Annotated in this window: 22 protein-coding genes; 21 read left to right on the forward strand and 1 reads right to left on the reverse strand. The window is 27.8% G+C overall.

The annotated features are described in order from the left end of the window. Positions 1 to 8 precede the first annotated feature (8 nt). From Q3287_RS09680 to Q3287_RS09770, 19 genes are all read left to right on the forward strand, one after another. Positions 9 to 1,082: a DNA cytosine methyltransferase gene (locus Q3287_RS09680; protein ID WP_407963994.1), complete on the forward strand. Its 1,074-nt coding sequence runs from the start codon at positions 9 to 11 to the stop codon at positions 1,080 to 1,082. Continuing rightward, on the forward strand, positions 1,072 to 2,121 hold the full coding sequence (locus Q3287_RS09685) for a DNA cytosine methyltransferase (protein WP_407963995.1): 1,050 nt from the start codon (positions 1,072 to 1,074) through the stop codon (positions 2,119 to 2,121). The genes Q3287_RS09680 and Q3287_RS09685 overlap by 11 nt, the downstream gene beginning before the upstream one ends. 78 nt (positions 2,122 to 2,199) lie before the next feature. Continuing rightward, a complete protein-coding gene (locus tag Q3287_RS09690; protein WP_407963996.1) occupies positions 2,200 to 3,057 on the forward strand; it encodes a restriction endonuclease in 858 nt (285 codons plus the stop codon). A 49-nt stretch (positions 3,058 to 3,106) separates the two neighbouring features. Beyond that, positions 3,107 to 5,083, forward strand: coding sequence for an AAA family ATPase (locus Q3287_RS09695; RefSeq protein ID WP_407963997.1), 1,977 nt, complete (start codon positions 3,107 to 3,109; stop codon positions 5,081 to 5,083). Then, positions 5,073 to 6,401, forward strand: coding sequence for a 5-methylcytosine restriction system specificity protein McrC (locus Q3287_RS09700; protein ID WP_407963998.1), 1,329 nt, complete (start codon positions 5,073 to 5,075; stop codon positions 6,399 to 6,401). Before Q3287_RS09695 ends, Q3287_RS09700 begins: the two co-directional genes overlap by 11 nt. Positions 6,402 to 7,256: 855 nt before the next feature. Beyond that, positions 7,257 to 8,219: a helix-turn-helix transcriptional regulator gene (locus Q3287_RS09705; RefSeq protein WP_407963999.1), complete on the forward strand. Its 963-nt coding sequence runs from the start codon at positions 7,257 to 7,259 to the stop codon at positions 8,217 to 8,219. Between the two features lie 77 nt (positions 8,220 to 8,296). Next, positions 8,297 to 8,926: a type 1 glutamine amidotransferase family protein gene (locus Q3287_RS09710; RefSeq protein ID WP_407814187.1), complete on the forward strand. Its 630-nt coding sequence runs from the start codon at positions 8,297 to 8,299 to the stop codon at positions 8,924 to 8,926. Positions 8,927 to 9,421: 495 nt separating this feature from the next. After that, positions 9,422 to 9,835: a hypothetical protein gene (locus Q3287_RS09715; RefSeq protein ID WP_054277576.1), complete on the forward strand. Its 414-nt coding sequence runs from the start codon at positions 9,422 to 9,424 to the stop codon at positions 9,833 to 9,835. Between the two features lie 60 nt (positions 9,836 to 9,895). Beyond that, a complete protein-coding gene (locus Q3287_RS09720; protein ID WP_407814189.1) occupies positions 9,896 to 10,312 on the forward strand; it encodes a hypothetical protein in 417 nt (138 codons plus the stop codon). 12 nt (positions 10,313 to 10,324) lie between these two features. Next, on the forward strand, positions 10,325 to 10,525 hold the full coding sequence (locus Q3287_RS09725; RefSeq protein ID WP_407964023.1) for a helix-turn-helix transcriptional regulator: 201 nt from the start codon (positions 10,325 to 10,327) through the stop codon (positions 10,523 to 10,525). A gap of 470 nt (positions 10,526 to 10,995) precedes the next feature. Further along, complete coding sequence (locus tag Q3287_RS09730) at positions 10,996 to 12,039, forward strand: extracellular solute-binding protein (protein ID WP_407964000.1); 1,044 nt, start codon at positions 10,996 to 10,998, stop codon at positions 12,037 to 12,039. A 238-nt stretch (positions 12,040 to 12,277) separates the two neighbouring features. Next, complete coding sequence (locus tag Q3287_RS09735) at positions 12,278 to 13,270, forward strand: ABC transporter ATP-binding protein (protein WP_407964001.1); 993 nt, start codon at positions 12,278 to 12,280, stop codon at positions 13,268 to 13,270. Between the two features lies 1 nt (position 13,271). After that, a complete protein-coding gene (locus Q3287_RS09740; RefSeq protein WP_407964002.1) occupies positions 13,272 to 14,966 on the forward strand; it encodes an ABC transporter permease in 1,695 nt (564 codons plus the stop codon). A gap of 671 nt (positions 14,967 to 15,637) precedes the next feature. After that, positions 15,638 to 16,528: a ketose-bisphosphate aldolase gene (locus Q3287_RS09745; protein ID WP_054271611.1), complete on the forward strand. Its 891-nt coding sequence runs from the start codon at positions 15,638 to 15,640 to the stop codon at positions 16,526 to 16,528. Positions 16,529 to 16,552: 24 nt separating this feature from the next. Then, the gene (locus tag Q3287_RS09750; RefSeq protein ID WP_407964003.1) at positions 16,553 to 18,448 is read left to right on the forward strand and encodes a fructose-specific PTS transporter subunit EIIC; all 1,896 of its coding nucleotides are present in this window, start codon (positions 16,553 to 16,555) and stop codon (positions 18,446 to 18,448) included. Between the two features lie 215 nt (positions 18,449 to 18,663). Further along, positions 18,664 to 20,571 (forward strand): BglG family transcription antiterminator, encoded by a 1,908-nt coding sequence (locus Q3287_RS09755; RefSeq protein WP_407964004.1) that lies wholly within the window; start codon positions 18,664 to 18,666, stop codon positions 20,569 to 20,571. Then, a complete protein-coding gene (locus Q3287_RS09760; RefSeq protein WP_054271608.1) occupies positions 20,561 to 21,010 on the forward strand; it encodes a PTS sugar transporter subunit IIA in 450 nt (149 codons plus the stop codon). Before Q3287_RS09755 ends, Q3287_RS09760 begins: the two co-directional genes overlap by 11 nt. A gap of 329 nt (positions 21,011 to 21,339) precedes the next feature. Next, positions 21,340 to 22,116 (forward strand): nitroreductase family protein, encoded by a 777-nt coding sequence (locus tag Q3287_RS09765; protein ID WP_054271606.1) that lies wholly within the window; start codon positions 21,340 to 21,342, stop codon positions 22,114 to 22,116. 15 nt (positions 22,117 to 22,131) lie between these two features. Next, positions 22,132 to 22,497 carry a helix-turn-helix transcriptional regulator gene (locus tag Q3287_RS09770; RefSeq protein ID WP_054271605.1) on the forward strand — a complete coding sequence of 122 codons (366 nt, stop codon included), beginning with the start codon at positions 22,132 to 22,134 and terminating at the stop codon, positions 22,495 to 22,497. A gap of 164 nt (positions 22,498 to 22,661) precedes the next feature. Here Q3287_RS09770 and Q3287_RS09775 read toward each other — a convergent pair whose 3' ends face one another. Then, entirely contained in the window at positions 22,662 to 23,411 is a 750-nt protein-coding gene (locus tag Q3287_RS09775) for an EFR1 family ferrodoxin (RefSeq protein WP_407964005.1), read from the reverse strand. A 362-nt stretch (positions 23,412 to 23,773) separates the two neighbouring features. Between Q3287_RS09775 and licT the strand changes: the two genes are divergently transcribed. Beyond that, a complete protein-coding gene (gene licT, locus Q3287_RS09780) occupies positions 23,774 to 24,616 on the forward strand; it encodes a BglG family transcription antiterminator LicT (protein WP_054271603.1) in 843 nt (280 codons plus the stop codon). A gap of 146 nt (positions 24,617 to 24,762) precedes the next feature. After that, complete coding sequence (locus Q3287_RS09785) at positions 24,763 to 26,691, forward strand: beta-glucoside-specific PTS transporter subunit IIABC (protein WP_407964006.1); 1,929 nt, start codon at positions 24,763 to 24,765, stop codon at positions 26,689 to 26,691. Positions 26,692 to 26,778: the final 87 nt, after the last annotated feature.

Consider the following 26,778-nt stretch of genomic DNA (forward strand, 5'->3'; position numbering starts at 1 on the left):
TAATAAAAATGGCATATAAAGTATTAGACTTATTCTGTGGATGTGGAGGAATTAGTTTAGGTTTTGAACTAGCAGGTTGCGAAATATTTGGAGGTATAGATGTAAATCAAGATGCTATAAATACATTCCAACATAATTTTCCAAAGTCCCAAGCTAAATGTATAGACTTGTTAGCCCTAGATAATGAGGATATTCCTAATATGTTTACAAATATAAAAGATGTAGACATTATAATAGGAGGTCCACCATGTCAAGGATTTTCCACGGCCAATAGATATAAAAAAGAAGATGAAGACCCAAGAAACAAGTTGTTTTTTGAATATATGAAGTTTGTTGAACTTGTAAGACCAAAAGCAGTTTTAATAGAAAATGTAAAAGGCATATTAACGATTAACAATGGATATGCAAAAGAAAAAATATATAGTATATTTAAAGAATTAGGATATTCTATAAATTCAAGAGTTTTAAGTGCTAGTGATTATGGAGTTCCTCAGAGAAGAGAAAGAGCATTTTTTGTTGCGATAAGAGATGGAATTGAATTTGATTTTGATAGTCTTAAAAAAATAGGAAAAATAGTGACAGTTAAAGAGGCAATAGGTGAATTATATCACTTAAGAGAAGGACAAGATATATATTTATTAGATACAGATCCACAAACGGATTATCAGAAATATTTAAGAAATAGTCAAAATACAATAATGAATCATCTTATAAAATATCCAGCCCAAAAAGTTCAAGATAGAATAGCTTGTGTTCCACAAGGTGGAAACTGGAGAGATATACCACTAGAATTATTTGATAATCAAAGAAGTAATAGACATTCATCAGCTTATAAAAGATTAAATGAAGTAGATTGTTCAGTAACTATTGATACAGGTAATGCACATAGTAATTATTTCCATCCTTTGTATCATAGAATACCAACAGTTAGAGAAGCAGCTAGATTACAATCATTTAATGATGAATTCGAATTCTTAGGGTCTAGAACTAGCCAATATAGACAAGTAGGTAATGCAGTTCCACCGTTATTAGCAAAAGCTATAGCGAAAGGTATAATGGAGGTTTTAGATAATGAGCAATAAGCCAAAGATAATAGACTTATTTTGTGGTCTTGGAGGATTTAGCCAAGGATTTGAAAAGGCTGGATTTGAAAGTATTTTAGCAATAGACGTATGGAAAGATGCTATAGAAACATATAATTACAATCGTGAAAATAAAATAGCAAAAAATATGGATATAAAGCTATTAGACAATGAAATGATAAAAGAAATAACTTCAAAGCATCATATTACAGGAATAATAGGTGGACCTCCATGTCAAGGATTTAGTACAGTTGGAACTAGGAATGTAGAAGATGATAGAAACTTTTTATATTTAGAATACTATAGAGTTGTAAAAGAAGTTATGCCAGATTTCTTTGTTATAGAGAATGTAAAAGGACTACTTACATTAAACAAAGGAATGTTCTATTATGATATAAAAGAAAGATTTGGATCATTAGGATATACAGTAGAAGCTAAGATATTAGATTCATCTGATTATGGAGTACCACAAAAAAGGCTGAGAGTATTTTTTGTTGGGTTAAAGAATGGTAAAAAGTTTGAGTTCCCTGAATCGTTAGGATATAAGATATCTACGAAAGAAGCTTTAGGAGATTTACCATCATTAGATAAATTAAATAATGCTGATGAAGGATTAAAATATAATAATGAACCATTAAATGATTTCCAAAGAGAGATTAGAAATGATAGTGTTGAAATATACAATCATGAACAAACAAAACATACAGAACAAACTATAGATATAATATCTCAAATAAAAGATGGTGGAAGTATTAAAGATTTACCAGAAGAATTTTGGAATGTCAGAAAATATAATAAGGCTTTCCAAAGAATGAATAGTCAAGAGCCATCACACACAGTAGATACAGGTCATAGAAACTACTTCCATTATGAAGAGAATAGAATTCCATCTGTTAGAGAGTGTTGTAGATTACAATCGATACCAGATAATTTTATTATAACAGGGTCAAAGACTAGTCAATATAAACAAGTTGGGAACTGTGTTCCTGTTAATTTAGCATTTAATTTAGCAAGTAAGATAAAGACATATTTGGATTAAATTAGTAAAATGGTATTATGGAGAATGATACCATTTCTGTTTTTATAAAAACAAATTTTAGATAATTAGGGGGAATTTATGTTTAATTATACATATGAAGATTTAATGATTCCATGTTTTCAAGCAATAGATACTCTTGGAGGGTCAGCTACTATTAGTGAAATAGATGATGAGATTGCCAAAATATTAAATTTAACAGATGAAGAAATAAATTATATGCATGATAATAGTACTACTAAATTAAAATATAGAGCAGCTTGGGCTAGAACTAATTTGAAAAATGTTGGATATATTGAAAATAGTAAAAGAGGAGTATGGTCTATAACTTCAGTTGGTAAAGAAGTAGAAGATATACAATCAGTTGATTTAATCAATAGAGCAAGGCAGGTAAAGAGTAAAAAGAATAAAAAAGATTCAGATTTAGAACTTATAGTAGATAATCAAGCAATTGATATTGAATGTGGCAATGATGAGTATGTATGGAAAGATGAGATACTTGAAATAGTAAAAAAAATTGAACCAGATAGATTTGAAAAATTATGCCAACGCTTATTAAGAGAATTAGGATTTGTAAATGTGGAAGTAACTAAAAGATCATGTGATGGAGGTATTGACGGAAAGGGGATATTAAAACTAGGTGGAGTATTATCATTTCATGTAGTATTTCAGGCTAAAAGATATTCAGGTACTGTTGGAGCTTCTATAATAAGAGACTTTAGAGGTGCTATGGTAGGAAGAGCAGATAAAGGATTAGTAATAACGACAGGTATATTTTCAAGAAAAGCTATAAAAGAAGCTCAGAGAGATGGCGCTACACCAATAGACGTAATAGATGGAGATGAACTAACAAAACACTTAAAAGAACTGGGATTAGGTGTAGAAGTAGAAATGGTCGAAAAAATAACTATAGATAAAGATTGGTTTGAAAATATATAACATAAAAGGTTAAAATAGGAAATATAACGATTTATGGAGGGAATTCTTTATGAGTAAAAAACAAATATTATACTATGGACCGCCAGGGACAGGAAAAACATATGAAGCTAGAGAGGCTGCGCTTAGAATAATAAATCCTAATATAGATAATGAACTAAAGAATTTAGGGGCAGAAACTAGTACAGAAAATAATAATACAGAAATAAATTTACAAATAGCTAACAAAGCATTTGAAAAATTCTTTGAATATGATAAAGTTGAAAATGAAAGTAAATCAAAATTTTTAAATGATAGAGAATATAAGCCAGGAAAGACTTGTTATAGGAATATGTCAGCACTAAATAAATTCATGGCTATAATGATAGAAAAAGATGATATAAGTATTTCAAGAGAGCAATGGCCAGACAAAGGATCTTCTACATTTGCTCAATATTCAAGAGCAGTAACTAACTTTGATTTAGGAGTAGAAGAGAAGCTACAAGGTAATAAAAAGGGTGTTAGATTAAATCAAGAAGGTATAAGAATAAAAGAAGAATACAAAAATTTAATAAATTTAAATGAAGGTATAAATCTACACAACTTAAGAAACTTACCTGACTTTGCTAAAGATGCAGTATTAAATTCTATAAAAAATACTGATAGACACAATATGAGTATGTGGAAGAGTACTATAATTGGAGCATTATGGTTTATAGCTAGAAATGGATATATATTTAAATATAGTACACCTAAAAGTATACAAAGAACTGAAAAAGAAAATAAGTTATTAAAAATATGTTTAGGATATAAAGCTGAAGACAATGAATTTTTAAGCTGGGTTATACCATACTTATTAGATTTAGGACTTGTTGTAGAATCTGAAGCACAAGATTCTAGATATATAAGTGAATATTATTTAAGTGAAGAAGGTAAAGACTTATTAAGAAATATGAAAATAGTTACTGATGTTACTAATACTGAATATTCATTAGGTATGGTAGCTGAAGAGGATTCTATATACCAAACGCAAAGTGAAAAAATATATAGACTAAATGATTCTTTCATAAGTAAGAGATCGAAGCTTAAAGAACTATTCTCTAGGTATAGAGACAATGAAGAAAATAACATAGATATGATAACTTTACATCCATCATTTGAATATGAAAATTTCATAGAAGGTATATCTGTAAAAACTATAGATACAGGAATTGCATATTACAATAAAAATGGAGTATTAAAAGACATTTGTTATAAAGCTCTTAAGAATCTAATAAAGAAGAATCTTTCAAATCAAGTTGAGAATCAAGAAATTACAGAAGCTGAGAAAGATGAAGTATTAAGTATCATAAAAAATTGGAAAACTTGCTATGAAAAATATAGATTATTAGAAAGTACATTATCATGGGATTATTGTGATAACTTTGTATTAATAATAGATGAAATCAATAGAGGTGATATGCCAAAGGTATTCGGAGAAACTATTACACTATTAGAAACAGATAAGAGGTTAGGATCTCACAATGAACAAGTTGTTAAATTACCTTTTACAAATGATACATTTGGAATACCTAAAAATATATTTATTTTAGCAACAATGAATACTAGTGATAAAAGTATAGCTAATATGGATATAGCACTTAGAAGAAGATTTGGATTTGTTAAGTGTAATCCTAAATTAGACTTAATAAAAGAACTATACACATTTGTATCTACTGAAAATGATAATAGAAATTTATTATATGAATCAGTTGATGCAATAGAAAATATAAATAAAAAACTATCTAAGATAAGTTTTATAGGACCTGATAAGATGATAGGTCATTCATATCTAATGGGAAAAGATGTATTCAAAGATGAGAATATAGTTGATGTGTGGACACAAGATATAATACCTTTGTTAGAAGAATATTTCTTAGGAGAATATGATGAAATTATAGATGTAATACCTGAAAGGTTTATAGAAAGAGAAACAAGTAATTTTGTATATGAAGATAGTGAAGACATACTAGAATTAATAAAAGAGTTGGCTATTAAAGATGAGCAATAGACCAAAAGATAAAAAGATATATAACTTAAGTGAAAATGAAAGCTTTTCACTTAGGAATTCTTCTAAGGAGTTATCGTATATTAAACAGAAATTTAAAACTTGCTTCGAGTTCACAAAAGGAAAAAATGAGACAATAGTAAAAGGAAAAAACATAGTTGGAGTATTAGATTTAGGTGATAGTATTTATAGGATATACCCTAAAGTTGGAGATGTCCTAAACATATTTAATATGATAAATAGAGTTGCTACATCTGATTATGAAAATATAAATGGAAGAGGATATTTATACTTAGACCCAAAAGTATTAGTGAATGTTGAAGAAGGTAATACAAAATTAATTGAAGCTCTTATATTAACATTTTTAAATGAATTATGTAAAATAAGTAAAATTGGGTACACAAAAAATTATAATAAAAATATAGAGAATATATATTTTCTAAGAGGAAAATTAGATGTCAGTAAACAGGTAAGAAAAAATATTTTAGGGACTAAATTTTATTGTAAATTTAATGAATTAACATTTTATACACCTGAAAATATTATTCTATATAAAGCAATAGATAAGCTTCTTACACGATATAAGTTAGGTAAGGATATTAGGAGTAAGTTACTATTTTATAAAAATGAGCTTTCAGTATTAATAAATCCTGCAGTTATAAATAATATAGATATAAATCGTACTTTTTATTGTAAAAATAGGACTAATTCACATTATGAAACTTTAATAGCTATCTCTCAAATAATTTTAAAAGATAGATTTGCATCATCATTAAGGCATGGGAAAGGACTATTTTGTAACTTTATGATAAAAACAGATTTACTATTTGAGCAATATATTTTTATATTATTAAATGAGCTAATAAATGAAGAATATAAAAATTATTATTTAAGATATCAACATACTATAGACTCTATAGTAAAAGTTGATAATAATTTTAATAAATTAAACAACAATAGTTTTTTAAAGATGGATGCAGATTTTTTAATATTAGAGAAAGATACAGAAAGACCTATTTTAGTTATAGATACAAAGTATGTAGATATATATGAAAAAAATAAGTTAGGAAATTATGCATATTATCAGATGATATCCTATCTAACAGGACTAAATATAGGAGTACATAGAAATAAAGGTATATCATCAATATTATTAGCTCATGGAGATGAAGGAAACACGTATAAAGTTGCTAATGAAGAGTGTGATATGTACATAATGACAAAGGGAATAGATATATTAGAGAATGAAATCAGTGTAAAAAATAGATTGGATGCTATAATAGGATTATTTTTATCAAATGAAAGGATAATCAATAAATAATATGATTGATTGAGTTTAGGAAGCTCATTAGCATTGTCATAGTTACTATTGATTAAGAGAAAAAATAACTTTTATTAATCTTGATTATATACTAAAGTGAGAATAAAGGCTTAACAATCATAATTAGGTAAATAAATAGAACTGAAATTTATAGAAAAGTCAGGTATATAGGCGAATCTTTTGGTGTTGATGATAGCTAAGGGGATTATTTATATTCAATATATAACCCTAGCCATTTAGGTAATAGTTTAAACAGTGAAAAATGGGAAGTCATAGAAGACTACTCAAGAAATCTAAAAAGCAACATGGAAAAGTATGGATACAAACAAGAATGTGTAAGTGAACTTAGTAGAAGCATTAAGAGTGATAAAGAAATTTAAAAGTTTAAACAACAAACTAAATTTAAAGATAAACTGTAGCAATGGCAGGGAATTGAAGGGCTTATGGTGGTTACACTCGAGCATTAGATAATGAATCTGAAATAGCAAGTATAGAGATAGATGCTAAGTACATATATGATATTTACTAATATGAAATAGAATCAATAGAAGTTAGATAAAAGCGCTTATTTATTGCTATAGAAAACATTTAAAAGTATAATATCTAATTTGTACCCATTCTATAATTCCTTAATTATAAGATATTTATATAAATAAGGAAAATTAAATGTTGAATTCATTGAAAATACTAAACTAAAATAAAAACTAAATTATATAAAAAGTAGATAGTAGACTCCCCTCGTCTCCACCATTAAAATCCAAGAAAAATATTAGCACTTTGCTAATATTTTTTTGTGAAAACTAATCATAACCTATATAATTAACTTATAAAACACACATGAAGAGGTAAAACTATATGGCTAAAATTGATAATATGATGTCCATATTATGGATGCTAAACTCAGATAAAAAAATCACCGCAAAACAAATATCTGAAAAACTAGAAATAAACATAAGAACTGTTTACAGACACATTGATGCATTATCTGCTAGTGGAATACCTATAATTTCAGATACAGGTCATAATGGTGGATATACACTTTTGAATAATTTCATCAAAGCACCTCTTTTTTTTGATACAGAAGAGCAAACTGCTCTACTTCATGCAGCTATATTTGCTAAAGAAGAAGGGTGTTTCTTAGATGAAACACTAGATAAAGCAACGTCAAAGTTAAAAATGTATTCAAATCAAAAACAAGAAGAAATTTTAACAAAACATTTAATAGGTTTTGAAGTAATAAAACCCACTGGAAAAATATCCATAGAATCTGTACTTAAAAAGTTGAAAAATAGTATAGCAAATGAATCATCTGTAGAAATTAACTATCGTACAGCTCATGAAGAAAAATCAAAATGTAGGATTATAAATCCATATGGAATTGTTCGTTGGAATAATAATTGGTACATAGTAGCATTTTGCCAAATGAGAAATGAGATTCGCAGCTTTAGGTTAGATAGAATTAGTAGTGTTATAGAAACATCAAATACTTTTAATAGACCAAAGGAATTTTCAGCAAGTGAATTCTTTATAAAGGGGATTATGGACGAAACAAAAGATGAAGATAATACTATACAATTAGTTATAGAAGGAAAGATAAATGCATTGGACAACTTATGCCAGCATTGGCTTCTAGGATATTATTTGAAAGAAAGGACTTCAAATAAAGTAATATTTAAACTTCAAGAAGAGATAATATTTACATATGTACCAAATATACTTATACCTTATAGAAAATCTATACAAATAATTGAACCATTAAGTCTTAGGGATAAAATGGTTAAAGATTTGTTCGAATTAATTAATCATTATCAAATTTAATAACTTAACTGACAGAGTATGTCAGTTAAGTTATTTTACAATGTAGGTATATTAATTGATAAGATAAGGAGTAAAAGATGAAAAATAGAAAAGTATATATGTATGTATTCGATACTATGTCAGATTGGGAAGTTGGATATTTAACTGCTGAATTAAATACAGGAAGATATTTCAAAAAAGGATTAAAGCCACTAAAAGTAATTACAGTAGGAGTTGATAAAAATCCTATTATAACAATGGGTGGATTAAAAGTTTTACCTGAGATTACAATTGATGAGCTTAATATTGAAAGTAATGATTTATTAATTTTGCCAGGGGGAAATACTTGGATGTCTATGGGTCATGAGAAAATATTAGAAAAATCTAAGGGGGCTTTGGAACAAGGGTCTATAGTTGCAGCTATTTGTGGTGCTACTTTAGGGTTAGCTAAAACAGGTTTACTAGATTTTAGAAATCATACAAGTAATGATTTAGAATTTCTAAAAATGGTGATACCAAGTTATTCTGGAGAAAAATATTATAAAATGGAATCTGCAGTTAGTGATGAAAATTTAATTACTGCTTCAGGAATTGCACCATTAGAATTTACGATACAAGTTTTAAAAGTTTTAGATGTTTTTAAAGAAGAAGCATTAACTTCTTGGCTAAATCTTTATAAGACACATGACTCTAAATATTTTTTCGAATTAATGAATTGTAATAAATAAATTTAAGATTTATTTTTAAATTCAAATTCTAAACCACTTTCTCTATGGCAATAGATAAGTGGTTTTTTATTTTGATTATGAAATCCAAAACCATACCCCAGCCGCAAGAAAAGGTATTTTTGAAGAATATTGAAGTGAATTTAGGTTGTATAACTATACATTTCAATTATTGCTTATTAATTAGGATAATAGTTATTAAATGATATGATTGAGAGAATAGATATAATAAACTAATCTAGTACTGTACTGCTTACTAAAGAATAAATTTTTATGGTATAAGAATTTTTTAGAGAGCTGGTTATATAGGAGTGAATAAAAAAGTAATTTTATAATATTATTTGTAAGCATTAAATATCTATTATGAAATCTTTTATGGACTATACTTGTAAAAATATTATTAAGTATTTACAATATTTTCTTGCAATTTATTTGGAAAAGTTATATATTTATAACATGGGGTGTTATAAATATATAACTTTTAAGGGGTGATTTTATATGTCTAGATTGAAGCTTGGTGTTAAAGCAAATCTTGTTTCAGAATTCCTGATGCTATCCTATTTCTTTATAGACTTATTATTAGAAAAGTTTATTTTTAAAGGCGAAGGTATTTGGATTACTTTTATAATCTTATTAGTTTTTTGGGTATTTGACTCAATGTATAATAAAAAATATAATGATTTAGTCGATGAGGCATCAAAACTTATGTTATTAAAGGTTGATCAAATTGCATCAAAAATAATGCTGTACTCTATGTTTGTAATAGCTGTTCTCTTTTCAGCTAATCATACAAGAGCTTTGGATGTATCAAATTTGGATATAGGTATAATTCTATTAGCAGTTTTATTTATACAATCGTTATCTAAATTAATTCTGTATATATATTTTGATAAAAGAGGTATATGTAATTAAGTAATTATATTAATGAAAACAAAAACTAAAGAATATATAACTTTTAAGGAGGATTTTTATATGTCTAAATCAGAAACTGGAGTAAAATCAAAGCTTATCTTAGAATTACTTGTAATAACTTATTTTTTTATAGCAGTATTAGCGACTAAGTATATTTTTAAAGGTCCAAGTACGGCTTCTCTTCCAGGGCTGAGCTGGTTAATAGTTTTTGGTTGTTATCTAATTTATAATAAAAAATATAATGATTTAGTTGATGAATCATCTAAATTTATACTATCAAAAGTTAATCAGATTGCAATAAAAATAATGATGTATTCTATAGTTATAATTGCTATTTTCTTTGCAACTCCTTATACAAGGAATATAAATATATCAAATATGGACACTGGCATAATTCTTATTGCAGTATTATTTATACAATCATTATCTAAATTAATTTTGTATGTGTATTTTGATAAAAGGGGGATATGTAACTAAGTGGCAATATTGATGAGGACAAAAATTAAAGAATATAGGGAAAAACTCCTTATGACACAAAATGAACTTGCTAAATCGGTTGGAGTAAGACGTGAGACTATTGTACACTTAGAAAATGGAAAATATAATCCTTCTTTAAAGTTAGCTATGGATATTGCTAAAGTATTCAATACTACAGTGGAAAATTTATTTGAATTTATTGAGGAAGAATAGTGGATAGGTTATATAACTATTTATAAGATGGTTAATGAAATATAGCTATTTAATTGTTAAGTTTGCTAAAAATATTTGCATGTAACATAATTTGTGATTAAAGTTAGATTATAATTATTTTAAGATAAAAAGAGTATTGTAAATGATAAAAATAATAAGTGATTTAAGAAAATATCTCATATACCATAAAATCATTAGTTCAGATGACCTATTTATAGGTCATTTTTTATGTATATAATGATAATACTAATACTTAAAATATGTCTTGAAGAAATAAAATACTAATATTAAAAAAGGATTAATGTGAATACAAAAATTATATGTATAAAAATAAACATGGATATAGAAAAAAACAATAACAAAATAAGTAATTATAGAAAAATACAATTATATAGATTATTGTCGAATCGTTGACTATAAGAATAATAACATTTAAAATGAACATGGAGAATATGGGGGGAGGAGTCAATATGAAGAGAAAAATAGCAGCTATTTTATCAACTGTAGTGATGTCATTATCACTTGTAGCTTGTAGCAATGATAATACAGCAAAAAGTGATAAATTAGAGGATACATTAGTAGTATATACTACTCATGGTGAGGATATGCTAGGAGCGATTTCTGAAGAATTTACAAAGGAAACAGGAGTTAATGTTGAATTTATAAACTTAAAGGGTGAACTAGCAGATCGTGTTAGAAGTGAAAAAGATAATCCACAAGCAGACATAATGTTTGGTGGAGATACGTCTACATATATGCAATTAAAAGAAGAAGGATTATATGAAAAGACTGAACCAAGTTGGAATAATGAATTGGACAAGTCTTATAAAGATTCAGAAGGATATTGGTATGGAACTATAAAAACACCAGTAATGATGTTTTATAACACAAAATTATTATCAGCTGATAAAGCACCAAAAGATTGGAGCGATTTAACAAAAGAAGAATATAAAGATTTAATAGTTACTAGAGATTCATTATCATCATCTATGCGTTCTACTGTTAGTAACTTAATCAATTACTATTCAACTACTAAGAGTGAAGCTGAAGCTTGGAAGTATCTTGAAGATTTAAATAAAAATATAAAGAACTACTACAATAGTGGAAGTGTTATGTATTCAGCAATAGGTAAAGGTGAAGCTGCTATATCTGTTGCAGTGTTAAGTGATATAATAGATAATAAAGAAAAAAATAATATGCCATTAGAAGTTGTGGATGCAGAGAGTGGTTCTGTAGTAATTACAGACTGTGTAGCAGCTCTAAAGAATGCTCCACATCCAAATGTAGCAGCTAAATTTGTAGATTTTGTTGGAAGTGCTAAGGTTCAATCTATGGTTGCAAATGATTTTAATCGTATACCAACATTAGATTCTGCACTTAAAGATTCACCAAAGTGGATGTCGAAAGAATATAAAGCTATGGATGTAGATTGGTCTGTAATTGGAAAAAATCAATCTAACTGGATTGAAAAGTGGGAAACAGATATAATAGATAATAATAAAACTATAAAATAGTCTAGTTAGATAATTTAATATTATATACAAAAATAGTGAGGATTTTCCTCGCTATTTTACGTATAAGGGAACTATAGTATATCATGGTTTTTGTGTAATTCACGCTACCTAATGATGCTAATACTCTGATATTAAATAAAATAGCTTTTGAGTAATTAATGAAGTAGTCAATGATGTGAAGTGATTCATCATGTGTATATTTAAAATTTATAAATATTAGATAATTTGTGGGGTCGATATGAAGAATATAGAATTAAAGGAAATTAATCATTATTATGGAAAAGAAAAAGTATTACATGATATTAATATATCCATCAAAGAAGGCGAATTTTTTACTTTATTAGGACCTTCTGGATGTGGTAAAACAACCATTTTAAGAATAATTGGTGGATTTATAAAACCTTCTTCTGGAAGTATTTATATTGATGATAAGAATATTACCAACCTAGAACCAGAAAATAGAAATATGGGAACTGTTTTTCAAAACTATGCATTGTTTCCAAATATGACTGTAGAAGAAAATGTATCTTATGGATTAAAAATAAAAAAATTATCTAAAAAAATTATAGTAGAAAAATGTGATACTTATTTAGAACTGGCAGGAATGAAAGATTTTAGGAAAAAAAAGATTGATGAATTATCTGGTGGACAGCAACAAAGAGTGGCAGTAGCAAGAGCATTAGCTATTGAGCCTACTATGCTTTTATTAGATGAACCAATGTCTAATCTAGACGTAGCTTTAAGAGTCAAAATGAGGGAAGAAATAAGAGAGATACAGCAAAAAATTGGTATTACTACTTTATTTATTACTCATGATCAACAAGAGGCCTTGGCTATTTCTGATAGAATAGCTGTAATGGATAAGGGTAAAGTTCTTCAAATTGGTATGCCAATGGAAGTCTACAAAAGACCATTGAATGATTTTGTGGCAAACTTTGTAGGCACTTCAAACTGTATTAAAAAAGAGGATTATGTTAATTTTAATATTGAAAAAGAGACAAAGCCTTATATTTATAAAAGACCTGAAGAAATGGTATTGTTGCAAAATACTAACCAAAGTGGGTTTGTAAAAGTAAAAGTAGAATCTAAGCGTTTCTTAGGGCCAATTTTAGAATATACAGTATCAAATAATGAGAAAAAATATCAAGTGACTGAACTTAATAGGCTGAATAATAGTAATAAATTAAATGTAGGGGATAGGGCATATTTAGGTGTGCTACAGGGTGAATAATATGATTAAAAAAAGAAACCATAGTAAATTCACATCTAAAAATATTATTTCTATTATTTTATACAGTATATTATTTTGGATTCTGATTGGATATATTATCGTTCCAATAGCTAACACCTTTGCACAAGCATTTCAAGGTGAAGGTGGATATTCTTTTGAAGTATTCAAAGAATATTTTTCAAATACTAATAATTTAAGGGTAGTAAGCAATACTATAATTTTGGGATTGGGTTCTGTACTTGTATGTGGAATTATGGGTATATCACTTGCCTTGTATATGACATTTGTTTGTGATAAACACAAAAAAATCATACATATTCTTTTACTAAGTCCGATGATGATTCCTGGAGTAATTATGGTAATTGCATGTATTCAGCTTTATGGAGAAAGTGGGATAGTTACAAAATCTATAGAAATTTTACTCTCATTTATCAACAAACCCTATGATTTTAGTGGATTAAAGGGAATTTTATTTGTAGTTGCCTATACTCAGTATGTGTATTTTTATTTAAATGTATATGTTGCCTTAAAATATGTGGATTACTCAACAGTTGAAGCTGCAAAGGGAATGGGAGCATCAAAGTTAAGAGTATTTTTCGATGTAATATGGCCTGTTATTACACCAGCTGTTATAACTTCTACTATTATAACTTTTGCATCAGGGATTAGTTCTTTCTCAGCACCAAATCTTATAGGTGGTGGTTTTAAAGTTTTGAGTACTCAGATTGTTAGGTCTAAGGCTAATAACCATATGGATATAGCCTCAGTTCAAGTGATTACTTTGTTACTAATGGGGATTGCATTTATGCTTTTGTTACAGTATTATGGCAAAAAATATGGAGTAGTATCATCCCTAAAATCTCAAAGTTATAAAGTTGATAATAGAAAAAAAGACTTATTTACATTTGTATGTAAGATTATTATTGAAATACAAATTATTATTATTATACTCCCTATAATTACTATTGTATACTTATCATTTGTAAGTACACATTCAATTATGACGACCATATTTCCTAGAGATTTTACACTGGAAAACTACCAGATGATTTTCCAAAAAACACGTGTATTACAGCCTATTTTAAACAGTTTGAAAATGTCTTTAATGGCAGTGGCATTAGGATTGATAATTACAGTACCAGTATCATATTTAGTAATTAAAAAGGATAATACATATAATCGACTAGCAAAATTTATTATAATGTTACCTTGGAGTATGCCTGCAAGTGCCATTGCAGTTAACCTAATTAATACATTTAATCAAAAAAGTATATTTGCTTTTAATGAGTCCTTAATAGGTGGTTTTTATATTTTGCCTATAGCATATACAATTTATGCCTTGCCATTACTATTTTCATCCAATGAGGTTGCTATGAAGTCAATAAATTTAGGTCTAGAAGAATCATCAAGGAGTTTAGGTGCTGGAAGAATACAAACCTTTTATAATATAATAATTCCAAATATGATGCCAGGAATAATTTCAGGGGCTATATTAGTATTTATTCGTACAATTGGAGAATATACAATGTCAGCCTTGCTTTATGGCGTTTACAATAGACCTATTTCAATATCCATTGTAACTAATATGCAAGAATTTAAGATAGGAGTATCTATGGCTTATGGTGTATTAGTAATTGGGATATGTTATATAGCATTAGGAATAATTTTTAAATTAGATAGAAAAAGATTTACATAAAATAGTAGAGACTAATTTATAAATTAGTGATTAGAAAACCAAGTTTCTTTATTTCTTAGAAATGAACTCAAGAAGTATGATTTTGGTATGTTATGTCAAGCTTATGACATCTAAAAATTAGATAATTGTGAGTATGATTCCTATAAATCATCTCTAACATGGAAATGTACAAAAAGATATTGGCTATCTGGCTAATATCTTTTTGATTTTTTGATATCAATATAACATTAACTATAGTGCTAGTGTTTTAAAATTTATAGCTATAGGTATGTAAAATATAACATCTATGTAAGATATACTATTATTGAATGTTAATTTTCAAGTAAATGAAAGTAGGGTATTTGATATGTTTGTATCTTTTGATAAATTGATGATATAGCTAGAGGATAGAATTTAAATGAAGATTTACAAAGTAATCACAATTATTAGAGTCAGCTTTTGAGCTTATTGAGTATTTATAATAAATAAGTTTAAGAAATATAATTAACTGTGATACAGACTTCTAAAAGCTCCTTATTGAAAAGGAACTAAGAATATATAATAAAAGTTCCTTTTCAATAAGGAAAACGATTGTTATTTTCTGACTTTTATTACCCTGATATTATTTAAATATAAACAACAACAAAATCAATAACAAATAAATCAAAATTAAAAATATCAGGAGGTACAATATGTTAATAAATATGAAGGAAATGTTACAAGTGGCACAAGAAAATCAATTTGCAGTACCAGCATTTAATATAGGGAGTGGGCAAATACTTAAAGCGGTAGTACAGAGTGCTAATGAAAAAAATGCACCAGTAATCCTTGCAATTCACCCAAATGAGTTAAGTTTTCTAGAAGATAGTTTTGTAGCTAGTTGTATAGAAGAAGCACATAAGAGTAAGGTACCTATGGTAATACACTTAGACCATGGAGCAAATAAAAGTCAAATATTAAGAGCTATAAGATGTGGATTTACATCAGTAATGATTGATGGGTCACATTTACCATACGAAGAAAATGTAGCTATATCTAGAGAAATAGTGGAAATAGCAAAAGGATTAAATGTATCTGTAGAAGGAGAACTTGGGACAATAGGGACAACTGGAACATCAGGAGAAGGTGGTTCTGATGAAATAATATATACAAATCCACAATTAGCTAGGGATTTTGTTGAAAAAACAGGAGTAGATACGCTAGCTATTGCAATTGGTACAGCACATGGTATATATCCAAAAGGGTTTAAACCAGAACTTAGATTAGACTTATTGAAAGAAATAAAAGAAGTAGTAGATATACCTTTAGTCCTTCATGGAGGCTCATCAAATCCAGATGAAGAAATAGCACAAGCAGTTAAACTAGGAGTTTGTAAAGTAAATATTTCAAGTGATGTTAAATCAGCATATTATAAGAAGTGCAGAGAAGTATTACAACAAAACCCAAGTCTATATGAACCAGATGCTATATATCCACAATGTATAGAAGCTGCAAGGGAGGTTATAGAGTTTAAAATGAATTTATTTAATGACATAGATAAATTAAAATGCTTTTCACAAAAAGAAGAATTAGTAATTGGATAATAAATTACGAGGAGATGAGAGTCTATGATAGAGCAAATATTACGTAGTGATTGTATTGTATTAGATAAACAATTTAAAACTAAGAAAGATGTAATTGATTATATGGCAAATCATTTGTATCATGGAAATTATATAAATAATAAAGAAAAATTTATAATTGATATTAATAAACGAGAAAAAGAATCACCAACCAACATGGGAAATTTAATAGCTATCCCCCATGCCAAGTCAAGTGCAGTAAATCAACCTGTAATGATGTATTTAAGAACAGATAAGGAGATTGTGGATAATGATGGTCAAAAACTTAGGTCATTTTTTATGATAGCAATTCCAGAATCAGGTTTAGACATTCATCTTAAGATTATATCTAAATTAGCTACATATTTAATGGATGAAAATCTTATTAAGAATCTACTAAATGCAGAAACTCCATATGAAATATTAAATATATTTAATTGTAAGGCAGTAGAATCAGGAGATTTAAGTAATAATCAAAGTAAAGGTCTTATAGTTGGAATAACAGGGTGTCCAACAGGGATAGCCCATACTTTTATGGCAAAAAAAGCGTTAGAGGAAGCAGGGCAAGAGCTCGGATATGAAGTAAAAATAGAAACACATGGAGCTATAGGTATAGAAAATAAGTTAACTAAAGAGGATATAAAAAGAGCGGAGTACGTGATAATAGCTTGTGATAGAGAAATTCAAACAAGTAGATTTATAGGAAAGAAAGTATTACAAAAGAAAGTAGCAGATGCTAAGAATGTTTCATTAGCAAAAAATTTAATTATAAATGCTGAAAATGGCATGGCTAAAGAAATTAAGCCAGGTGGAAAAACTTTAGAAGATTCAAAAGAAATACTTCAAGGAGCAGAGAAAAAAGGTATTTATAAACACTTAATGAATGGTGTATCTGAAATGATTCCATTTGTAGTAATAGGTGGGATTGGTATAGCTATAGCATTTATGTTTGGTATATTTGCATCAGACCCAACTCATGAAACATACAATCCTATAGCTGGATTCTTTGGACAACTTGGAGGCGACTCAGCATTTAAGTTATTCATACCAATACTTGCTGGTTTTATAGCTAAATCAATTGCTGGAAGGCAAGGTTTTGCTCCTGCTATGATATCTGGTTTTATGGCAGTTATTGGAGGTTCAGGATTTCTAGGTGGTATGGTAGCCGGATTTGCAACAGGATATATAGCTTTAGGAGTAATGAAGATAACAGAAAACTTACCAGATGTATTAAAGGGAGTAAATGCTGTACTGATATGTCCACTATTGATTGCATTCACGAGTGGGGCTATAATGTTCTTCATAGTTAATACGCCAGCATCATGGTTAAATGAAGCTTTACAGTCTTGGTTACAAGGTATGTCTGGAACTAATAAAATATTATTAGGTGCAATATTAGCAGGAATGATGGCTTCAGATATGGGAGGACCTATTAATAAAACAGCTTCAGCATTTGGATTGGCTATGTTCTCTAGTAATGTATTTGAACCATCAGCAGCATTAATGGTAGGTGGAATGGTACCTCCATTAGCAATAGCATTAGCTATGTTAATATTCAAAAATAAGTTTACTAAAGAAGAAAGAAAGTCAGCACTGCCAACTGCTATAATGGGTGCATCTTTTATAACAGAAGGAGCAATACCATTTGCAGCTGCAGACCCATTAAGAATGATTCCAGCAAATATAATTGGTTCTTGTATAGGTGGAGCAATATGTATGAGTTTAGATATAACTTTGATGGCACCACATGGAGGAATATTTGTAATACCATTTGCATGTAGTTCGCCAATTGCGTATATAGCTTGCATATTAGTTGGCACAGTGATAACAACATTAATTATAGGAATAACAAAACCTACTATAAAGAGTGAAAGTAGTGAATTTGAAGTACTTAGTGCTTAAATTATAAATAAGATTGAAAATAAGGATATTGAAGAAGTAGTTGGCTACATCTCAATATCCTTATTTTTTATTTTGAAATTATATTATATGAATTTTGCAAAGTGTATCATAAATTCTTTTATGATACAGAAGTATCTTAGTATTCTTACATAGCTATGAAATATGCTAAAATAGTACTTAATAGAAATATCAAAAAATAGGTAGGGGGCATAAGTATGCTTGTATCAAGACAAATTGAATTTCTTAAATTGATATTAAATGAAAATGAATATAGACCTATAAAATACTTTAAAGATAAATTAAATGTATCAGATAAAACATTACAGAAAGATTTGAAGGTTATTGAGGTATATTTAGAAACTTTTAATATAAAAATTGATATAAAAAGAGGTTGTGGAATATTAATAGAAGCTTCAGCAAAGAACAATATAGACCTAATTAATAGTTTAAATATACAACCAAAAGGAAATAAATCTTTATCAGTAGAGCAAAGACGAATGGAAATTTTAAAATATCTATTATTAAATTCAAGTAATATAACTTCAATAAATCAGTTATCAGATAAATATTATGTAAGTAAAACCTCTATAGTAAATGATTTTAAATATATAGAGGAATGGATAAAGGAATATAATTTAAAACTTAATAAAACCCTAGAGGGAACTAAAATTATAGGTAAAGAAGTGGATATAAGGAAATCGATTGCTAAGATGGTGGACGACTTATTAGATGAAAATTATGAACAGCATGATATATCTGAGTTAACAAGATTAGATTCTGCCACATTTAGTGCATTGATAAATTTATTTGATATTGATTCCATTATATTTGTAGAAACTATAATTACAGAATTGGAAGATAATTTAGGATATGTTATAAGTCAGCCCTACTATATAAATTTAATTACACATATACTTATATGTTTAAAGAGAGTTGAAGAAGGTAATCAAATAGAGTTTCAGGAGGAAAAGGAAGTTTCTATATGTAATTTAGATGAGTTAGTATATGAAAAGGTAACTACACTTATAGGAAAAATAGAAAATAGATATAGAGTAAAAATAACTAAAGATGAAATTAAATATATTTATATATATTTAGTATCATCTGGATTTAGTAGCGAAAGTAATAAGAGTAGCAATGATGAATCAGAGATATTAAGTGATAGTGAAAAAGTATCATCTATAATGATAGAGAATATGTCACAGTTTTTAAATATAAATCTTAGAGATGATGAATTATTACAAAAAAGTCTAACATCTCATGTAAGACACATGTTAAACAGATTAAGATATGATATCCAAATAAAAAACCCATTATTAGAAGAGATACAAGAGCGATTTTCAGATGTATTGGGGTTGTGTATGATGACTTTAAATATTATGACAGAGTATTATAATTTAAAAAATATTAGTATAGATGAAGTTTCATATCTAGCTACATATTTTCAGGCAGCTATAGAAAGAAATATGAGTGATAAAAGAGTAATAGTAGTTTGTAATACAGGGTATGGAACATCTCAGCTTCTTGCAGCTAGATTAAAAAGAGAATTTCCTGAGTGGACTATAGTTGATATAATCCCTATGCATCAATTGAATAAGCGAAATTTAGATGATGTAGATTTTGTAATATCTACTGTAAATTTAGACTTGAAAGACAAATTACATATAGTTGTATCAGTACTATTAATGGAAAGTGACATTAATAATATAAAAAATGCTCTACTTAATAAACCTCAAAATAACAAAGACTTAGATACAAACTTATTAGGAGTATATTTAAAAGATAATATATATTTTAATTCTGATATAAGTCAGATGAAAAGTCTAATAGGTATGAATTTAAGTAGTAAATATGAATCTATCTCATTAGGAAAAGATTTAAATATATATATATGCAATCAAAGCAAAGTAAATAGAGGAATAATGAATGTCAATAATATTAATAGAACGATTAATCTTTATTTAGAAACTAGTAATCGTAGCTTTTTAAAGCATATTCTGATTGAAGTATCAAATCTATATAGGCAAAAGAACTATATAAATTATATAATAGATTGTGAGAGAAAAGAGGATATCAAAATATTATTTAATAACAATGTACTGGAGAAAATAAATGGAAATTAGAGATATATTAAGCGAAGAAAGTATTATCTTAGACTTAAAATCAACTACAAAAGAAGGCATAATACAAGAATTAGTAGATAAATTATACGATGAAGGAAGTATAACTTCAAAAAGTAAGTTCATAAAGGCACTAAAGCATAGAGAGAAAATAGGCTCTACAAGTATAGGTTATCAGATGGCGATGCCACATGGAAAAACAAAGTATGTAAAGAAAGCATCTGTGGTAATAGGTAAATCTAGAGAAGGTGTAGATTGGCCAAGTATAGATGGGTTGCCTGTAAAAGTAATAATTATGTTTTCTATGCCACAATCTGAAGGAAATGAAGATATAATATTAATATCTAAAATATCTTATATTTTAGGTGGTAAAGATATAAGTAAAAAGCTTTTAAATGCACATACTAAAAAAGAAATATTAGATGTGTTTTATGAAGCATAGATATTGTATAAACTAGAAATTTGAATTTACCTTGGGGTATTGAATTAATCTAAAAAAATCTAGTGAAATCTACATGGATTATAATCTTTATAAAAGATATATTTATTTAAAATGTGCATCTGATTTGGGATGTGCTTTTTGTTATTTGTTATAAATACAAATAAAAGAAAGTTATTATATGAAAACCATAATACTTTAAAATCTATAAAAAGATTGTGTAATATAGATGGTAAAAATTTAATGGTAATCAAATTCTTTACCAATGAATATAAAAAATATCTACGTGTTATAATAGTTTAAACTAATGAACGAAAGGTAGATAAAAGCATATGAGATATAAGCATATAATTGAAGTTAATAAAGAACTCTGTATTGGATGTGGACTTTGTAAAAATGATTGTCCAGTAAATAATATAGATATAAAAAATAAAAAATCAGTAATAAAAAATCAAGATTGTCTAATGTGTGGACATTGTTCAGCAATCTGTCCAAAAGAAGCTATTACACTAACAGGATTTGATGAACCACCAATAGAACTTACAAAGAAGCCAAATCTGGACCCAGATGAATTGCTAATGGCAATAAAATCAAGAAGAAGTATTCGTAAGTTTAAAGATAAAGATGTTTCTTCAGAGATTGTAAAGCAAATTATAGAAGCAGGTAGATATACACCTAGTGCTAAAAACTCACAAGATGTTTCATATATTGTTTTGGATAATAAAAAATCAATATATGAGAAGGAAGCAGTAAAGTTTTTTAGAAAAATAAAACCTATTGCAAATATTACTGTTAAACATTCAAAGGAAGTCTCGATTGATGATAACTTTTTTTTCAAGAATGCTCCTATTGCAATAATGATAGTTACAAAAGATAAGATTAGTGGTTCACTTGCAGCATCAAATATGGCACTAATGGCAGAATCTTATGGGTTAGGAGTTTTATTTAGTGGATATTTTTCAGATGTAGCAAATAATTCACCAAAATTAAAAAAACTTTTAGGTCTGAAACATAGGGCTCATGTACTTACAACACTAGTGATTGGATATCCAGATGTTAAATATAGACGTACTGCACAAAAAGAACCAGCAAATGTTAGATACTTATAAGAGATGGAGGATTTTATGGAAAAAGAATGTCAGCAAAGAATGCAAGAAATAACATCTAGATTTAAAGAATGTCGCAAAGCTATCTCTGCTATGGGTGATGAAACTAGACAGTTAATTTTAATTACGCTTTTAGAGAGTGATTTTAATGGAATACGAGTGGGCGAGATTACAGAAAAAACACATCTTTCTCGTCCTGCTGTATCTCATCATCTTAAAATATTGAAAGAAGCAGAAATTGTCAATGTACGTAGAGAAGGAACAAAAAACTATTATTATCTTGATTCAAAAAAATCACAATGGAAATCACTAACAGAACTAATAAATCTTATATTTATTGGGATACAACATATTGGTGAAAATGATATAAGAAAAGGTGAGTAAAATAATTTAACAAAAAGGGAGTATCTCAAAATCAACTTTTTAGTTCATGAGGTTCTCTTTTTTGTATGAAATCAAATATATTTCTATGATTTTAACAATGAAAAAGGGGCTTATCTCAATTTTGAGACTGCCCCTTTTATAATGGTTTAAATAGCAAAAATATATTATTCTAAATAGTATCTTTCTTTATTCTGAGTATTATTTTTATACTCAATAGCTTCAGTAGGGCAACCGCAAATACATGCCATACAATGAGTACAGTTATTTCCCCAATTTGGTTTTTGATTTTTTAAGTTAATATTATTTAAAGGACATAGTTCTACACATTTTCCACAACCAATACATTTATCAGTATAGCGAAATCCTTTAGCATTAATAATCATTTTATAAAAAACTATATTTGTTATCCCACTTTTAATTGTACCTCCTAAACCACTAGGGGTAATGATTTCAAATTCATTTTCATTATTTATATCAGAAATAATTTTATATATTTGTTTATCTGCTTCTTTAATAATTTGTTTTGATGTTTCTTTATCTGGTGTAGGAAATAAAGCTATATAGTTTTCTGGCATTTTAATTTCTGCCATACCTTTTAGTTGCCAATCTTTATATTCACACAATTTTTTAATATAGTTTATGGATTTTGCTGTATCACCACCACAAGTCATTATAAAGTAAACTTTTTTGTTTCCCAAAAACTTTGTTTTTTTTATAAAATCTGTAACAACTATTGGTAATCTCCATGCATAAGTAGGGCATACGAATATGAATGGCTTGTTTGTTGATATTAAGTCATCTGTTTTTTCTTCTTTTATAAGTTGATTTAATGATATTAACTCATCGCTTAATTCTTGTGCAATTTTACGAGCTATATATCGGCTATTGCCAGTACCACTAAAATATAAAATCATAATTATATCTCCCTAACTATTTTTTATTTTAATTCTTAATACTTTTGTTCTGATAAAGTATTTTATGGATATATTGTATTATAATAAACATAAAATTTACTAGTTAAAGAAATTATAGCACATTAATCTTTCTTATACTTATTGGTAAAGAATTTGATTACCATTAAATAATAGTCATAGAAGATGAAATATATAAAGAAAACGTTGACAAAATATGTCTAATGTTTTATCATAATAATTGGAATTAGGTAGTAATTGTTTAAGTACAAGCTAAGCTTATTCATTAATAATAGCAGTATCCTAGGAAGGAGTATGCCCATTATTATGGATAAGCTTTTTTTATGCTTAAAAGGAGGATAATCATGATAATTAATAAGATATTAAACAATAATGTTGTAATCACATTAGATGAAAATGATGAAGAAATTATCGTCATGGGTAAAGGCATTGGTTATCAAAAATCAAAAGGTAGTCTAATAGATAAAACTAAAGTAAACAAAGTATTTAGAATATCGAACAAGGAAATATCAAATAAGCTACAAGAATTACTTAATAACATTCCTATAGAACACATGAAATTATCAAGTGAAATTATAGAGTATGCACAGACAAAGTTAAACAAGAAGTTAAATGAAAGTATTTATATATCACTAAGTGACCATACATATTCTGCAATTCAAAGAATGAAAGAAGGAATAAACGTAAAAAATGCAATACTTTGGGAGATTAAAAGGTTTTACAAAGAAGAGTTTGAAATTGGAATGAAAGCACTAGACATTATCGAAAGCAAAACAGGTGTAAAATTACCTGAAGATGAAGCTGGCTTTATAGCTTTTCATATAGTAAATGCCCAGCTAAGTGAAGGTCATACTTTAGCATCTGATATTACAAAGTTAATACAAGAAGTACTTAGTATAGTTAGATACCATTTTAGGATAGAATTTCATGAAGAATCAGTATTTTATTATAGATTTATAATGCATCTTAAATTCTTTGCGCAGAGATTACTTTTAAATAGTGCACATGAAGGTGAGACAGATAAAGAGTTATTAAGTATTATTAAGTCTAAGTACAATAAAGAGTTTGAATGTGTAATCAAGATTAAGAATTTTATTAAAAAACAATATAATTACATATTAACAGATGATGAACTTATATATTTAACTATACATTTAGCTAAAGTAGTTAAAGATTCAAAAATATAAGTTGAATAATCTTGTAGTAGTTTATATAGGAATAGCTATTGAAAGGAGTGATACTAAAAAGATATACCTATGGTTGGATGGTAACATTGAGTTGGCCAAACCTTCAAATTTCAAAAAATTAATTTAAACGAAATATGGAGGAGAAAATGGGAAAATACAAACAATTAGCACAAGACATAGTAAAAAATGTTGGAGGAAAAGAAAATATTAGTGGATTAGTACACTGTATTACGAGATTACGTTTTACATTAAAAGATGAAAGTATAGCAAATGACGATGTGTTGAAAAATATGGAAGGTATTGTTACTGTAATGAAAAGTGGAGGGCAATATCAAGTAGTTATAGGAAATCATGTTGAAGCTGTATATAAAGATGTAGTTGAAATAATTGACTTAGATGACTCAAGTGAAAATTTGGAAACAAAGAAGTCAGGTAGTATGTTGGATAAATGTATAGATATAATATCAGGAATTTTCCAGCCAGTACTAGGAATAATGGCAGCCTGTGGTATGTTAAAAGGTTTTAATGCTTTATTTGTAGCAATGGGACTATATAGTGATGTATCTGGTATATATATGGTAATAAATGCAACAGGAGATGCATTATTTACATTTCTTCCTTTATTTTTAGGATATACTTCAGCTAAAAAATTTGGTTTAAAACCAATGTTGGGATTAGCACTAGGAGCTGCAATGTGTTATCCTGCTATACAAGGTAGCAGTATATCAGCAGGTACAGATGCGATGTATACTTTATTTAAAGGGACTATGTTTGCATCACCAGTATATATTGATTTCCTTGGATTACCAATAATATCAATGGATTACACTGGAACAGTTGTACCAATTATATTTATAGTGTATTTTGCATCTAAGTGTGAAAAATTATTTAATAAGTTTATTCCAGACTTAGTTAAGTTCTTCTTTGTACCAATGCTCACATTATTAGTTACATTACCTGTTGCACTTATAGTTATAGGTCCTATAGCAACATTTGGTTCTACACTTATTTCACAAGTTGTACTTTCAGTAAGAGATTTTAGTCCATTATTAGCAGGTGCTATAGTAGGATTTACTTGGCAAATTCTTGTTATTTTTGGTATGCACTGGGGATTTATTCCTGTATATATAAATAATGTCATGACTTTAGGATACGATAATGTTATGATGCCGTTCTTTGCTTGTACATTTGCAAGTTCAGCAGTTGTATTAGCTATATTTTTTAAGACTAAAAATAAGAAATTAAGAGAGATGGCAATACCAAACTTTATATCTGGTATATTTGGAGTTACAGAGCCAGCAATTTATGGGATACTACTACCTTTAAAGAAACCATTTATAATAAGTTGTATTGCTAGTGGTATTGGAGGAGCTTTCTATGGATTCTTTAATCTTAGAAAGTTTATAACTGGAGGGATGGGAATATTCGAACTTCCAGCAATGATTGAACCAGATGGAGGAATGGGCAACTTAATAGTAGCTCTTTCTGGTATAGCTATATCAATGGTTGTAGCTTTTGTATTAACTATGGTTTTATATAAAGATGAGAAAACAGAAGAATCTAAAAAGGTAAACAATAAAGTAGAAGAAGAAACAAAAGGAGTTAAGTCTGTTAAATTAGAAAAAGAGATAATAGCAAGCCCTATAAAAGGAGAAGTATTAAATTTAAGTGATATAGAAGATGCAGCATTTGCATCTGGTGTACTGGGTCAAGGTGTAGCAATAATACCTAGTGATGGAAAAGTAGTTGCACCAGTAGATGGAGTGGTTACGACCTTATTCCCAAGCTTGCATGCTATAGGAATCATTTCAGATGCAGGTGTTGAGGTACTTATTCATATTGGATTAAATACTATTCAATTAGAAGGAAGAGGTTTTGAGGCATATATAAAACAAGGTGACAGGATTACAAAAGGTCAAACAATACTAAAATTTGATATTGATGTAATAAAAGAGTCAGGATATAGTGTTGTAACTCCAATTGTTATTACAAATTCATCGCAGTTTTTAGATGTGGTAGAAACAGAAAGTAAAAATACTGAATTAAAAGATAATCTAATTACAGTTATATTTTAGTAAAAGATTAAGGAATTAATAAAATACTAAGGTATTAATAAAAGACTAAAGTATTAGCATAAGTTAATGCTTTAGTGTAATTTTAGG

Source organism: Clostridioides sp. GD02404 (genome assembly GCF_045898275.1).
Classification (GTDB): domain Bacteria; phylum Bacillota; class Clostridia; order Peptostreptococcales; family Peptostreptococcaceae; genus Clostridioides; species Clostridioides difficile_A.

Excerpts from the sequence above, each read along its gene's own strand:
- Q3287_RS09710 (WP_407814187.1), top strand. The coding sequence starts at position 8,297 with ATGAAAAATAGAAAAGTATATATGTATGTATTCGATACTATGTCAGAT.
- Q3287_RS09690 (WP_407963996.1), top strand. The coding sequence starts at position 2,200 with ATGTTTAATTATACATATGAAGATTTAATGATTCCATGTTTTCAAGCA.
- Q3287_RS09785 (WP_407964006.1), top strand. The coding sequence starts at position 24,763 with ATGGGAAAATACAAACAATTAGCACAAGACATAGTAAAAAATGTTGGA.
- Q3287_RS09740 (WP_407964002.1), top strand. The coding sequence starts at position 13,272 with ATGATTAAAAAAAGAAACCATAGTAAATTCACATCTAAAAATATTATT.
- Q3287_RS09700 (WP_407963998.1), top strand. The coding sequence starts at position 5,073 with ATGAGCAATAGACCAAAAGATAAAAAGATATATAACTTAAGTGAAAAT.
- Q3287_RS09720 (WP_407814189.1), top strand. The coding sequence starts at position 9,896 with ATGTCTAAATCAGAAACTGGAGTAAAATCAAAGCTTATCTTAGAATTA.
- Q3287_RS09750 (WP_407964003.1), top strand. The coding sequence starts at position 16,553 with ATGATAGAGCAAATATTACGTAGTGATTGTATTGTATTAGATAAACAA.
- Q3287_RS09705 (WP_407963999.1), top strand. The coding sequence starts at position 7,257 with ATGGCTAAAATTGATAATATGATGTCCATATTATGGATGCTAAACTCA.
- Q3287_RS09755 (WP_407964004.1), top strand. The coding sequence starts at position 18,664 with ATGCTTGTATCAAGACAAATTGAATTTCTTAAATTGATATTAAATGAA.
- licT (WP_054271603.1), top strand. The coding sequence starts at position 23,774 with ATGATAATTAATAAGATATTAAACAATAATGTTGTAATCACATTAGAT.
- Q3287_RS09765 (WP_054271606.1), top strand. The coding sequence starts at position 21,340 with ATGAGATATAAGCATATAATTGAAGTTAATAAAGAACTCTGTATTGGA.
- Q3287_RS09680 (WP_407963994.1), top strand. The coding sequence starts at position 9 with ATGGCATATAAAGTATTAGACTTATTCTGTGGATGTGGAGGAATTAGT.
- Q3287_RS09775 (WP_407964005.1), bottom strand. The coding sequence starts at position 23,411 with ATGATTTTATATTTTAGTGGTACTGGCAATAGCCGATATATAGCTCGT.
- Q3287_RS09760 (WP_054271608.1), top strand. The coding sequence starts at position 20,561 with ATGGAAATTAGAGATATATTAAGCGAAGAAAGTATTATCTTAGACTTA.
- Q3287_RS09735 (WP_407964001.1), top strand. The coding sequence starts at position 12,278 with ATGAAGAATATAGAATTAAAGGAAATTAATCATTATTATGGAAAAGAA.
- Q3287_RS09725 (WP_407964023.1), top strand. The coding sequence starts at position 10,325 with ATGAGGACAAAAATTAAAGAATATAGGGAAAAACTCCTTATGACACAA.
- Q3287_RS09730 (WP_407964000.1), top strand. The coding sequence starts at position 10,996 with ATGAAGAGAAAAATAGCAGCTATTTTATCAACTGTAGTGATGTCATTA.
- Q3287_RS09745 (WP_054271611.1), top strand. The coding sequence starts at position 15,638 with ATGTTAATAAATATGAAGGAAATGTTACAAGTGGCACAAGAAAATCAA.
- Q3287_RS09685 (WP_407963995.1), top strand. The coding sequence starts at position 1,072 with ATGAGCAATAAGCCAAAGATAATAGACTTATTTTGTGGTCTTGGAGGA.
- Q3287_RS09770 (WP_054271605.1), top strand. The coding sequence starts at position 22,132 with ATGGAAAAAGAATGTCAGCAAAGAATGCAAGAAATAACATCTAGATTT.
- Q3287_RS09715 (WP_054277576.1), top strand. The coding sequence starts at position 9,422 with ATGTCTAGATTGAAGCTTGGTGTTAAAGCAAATCTTGTTTCAGAATTC.
- Q3287_RS09695 (WP_407963997.1), top strand. The coding sequence starts at position 3,107 with ATGAGTAAAAAACAAATATTATACTATGGACCGCCAGGGACAGGAAAA.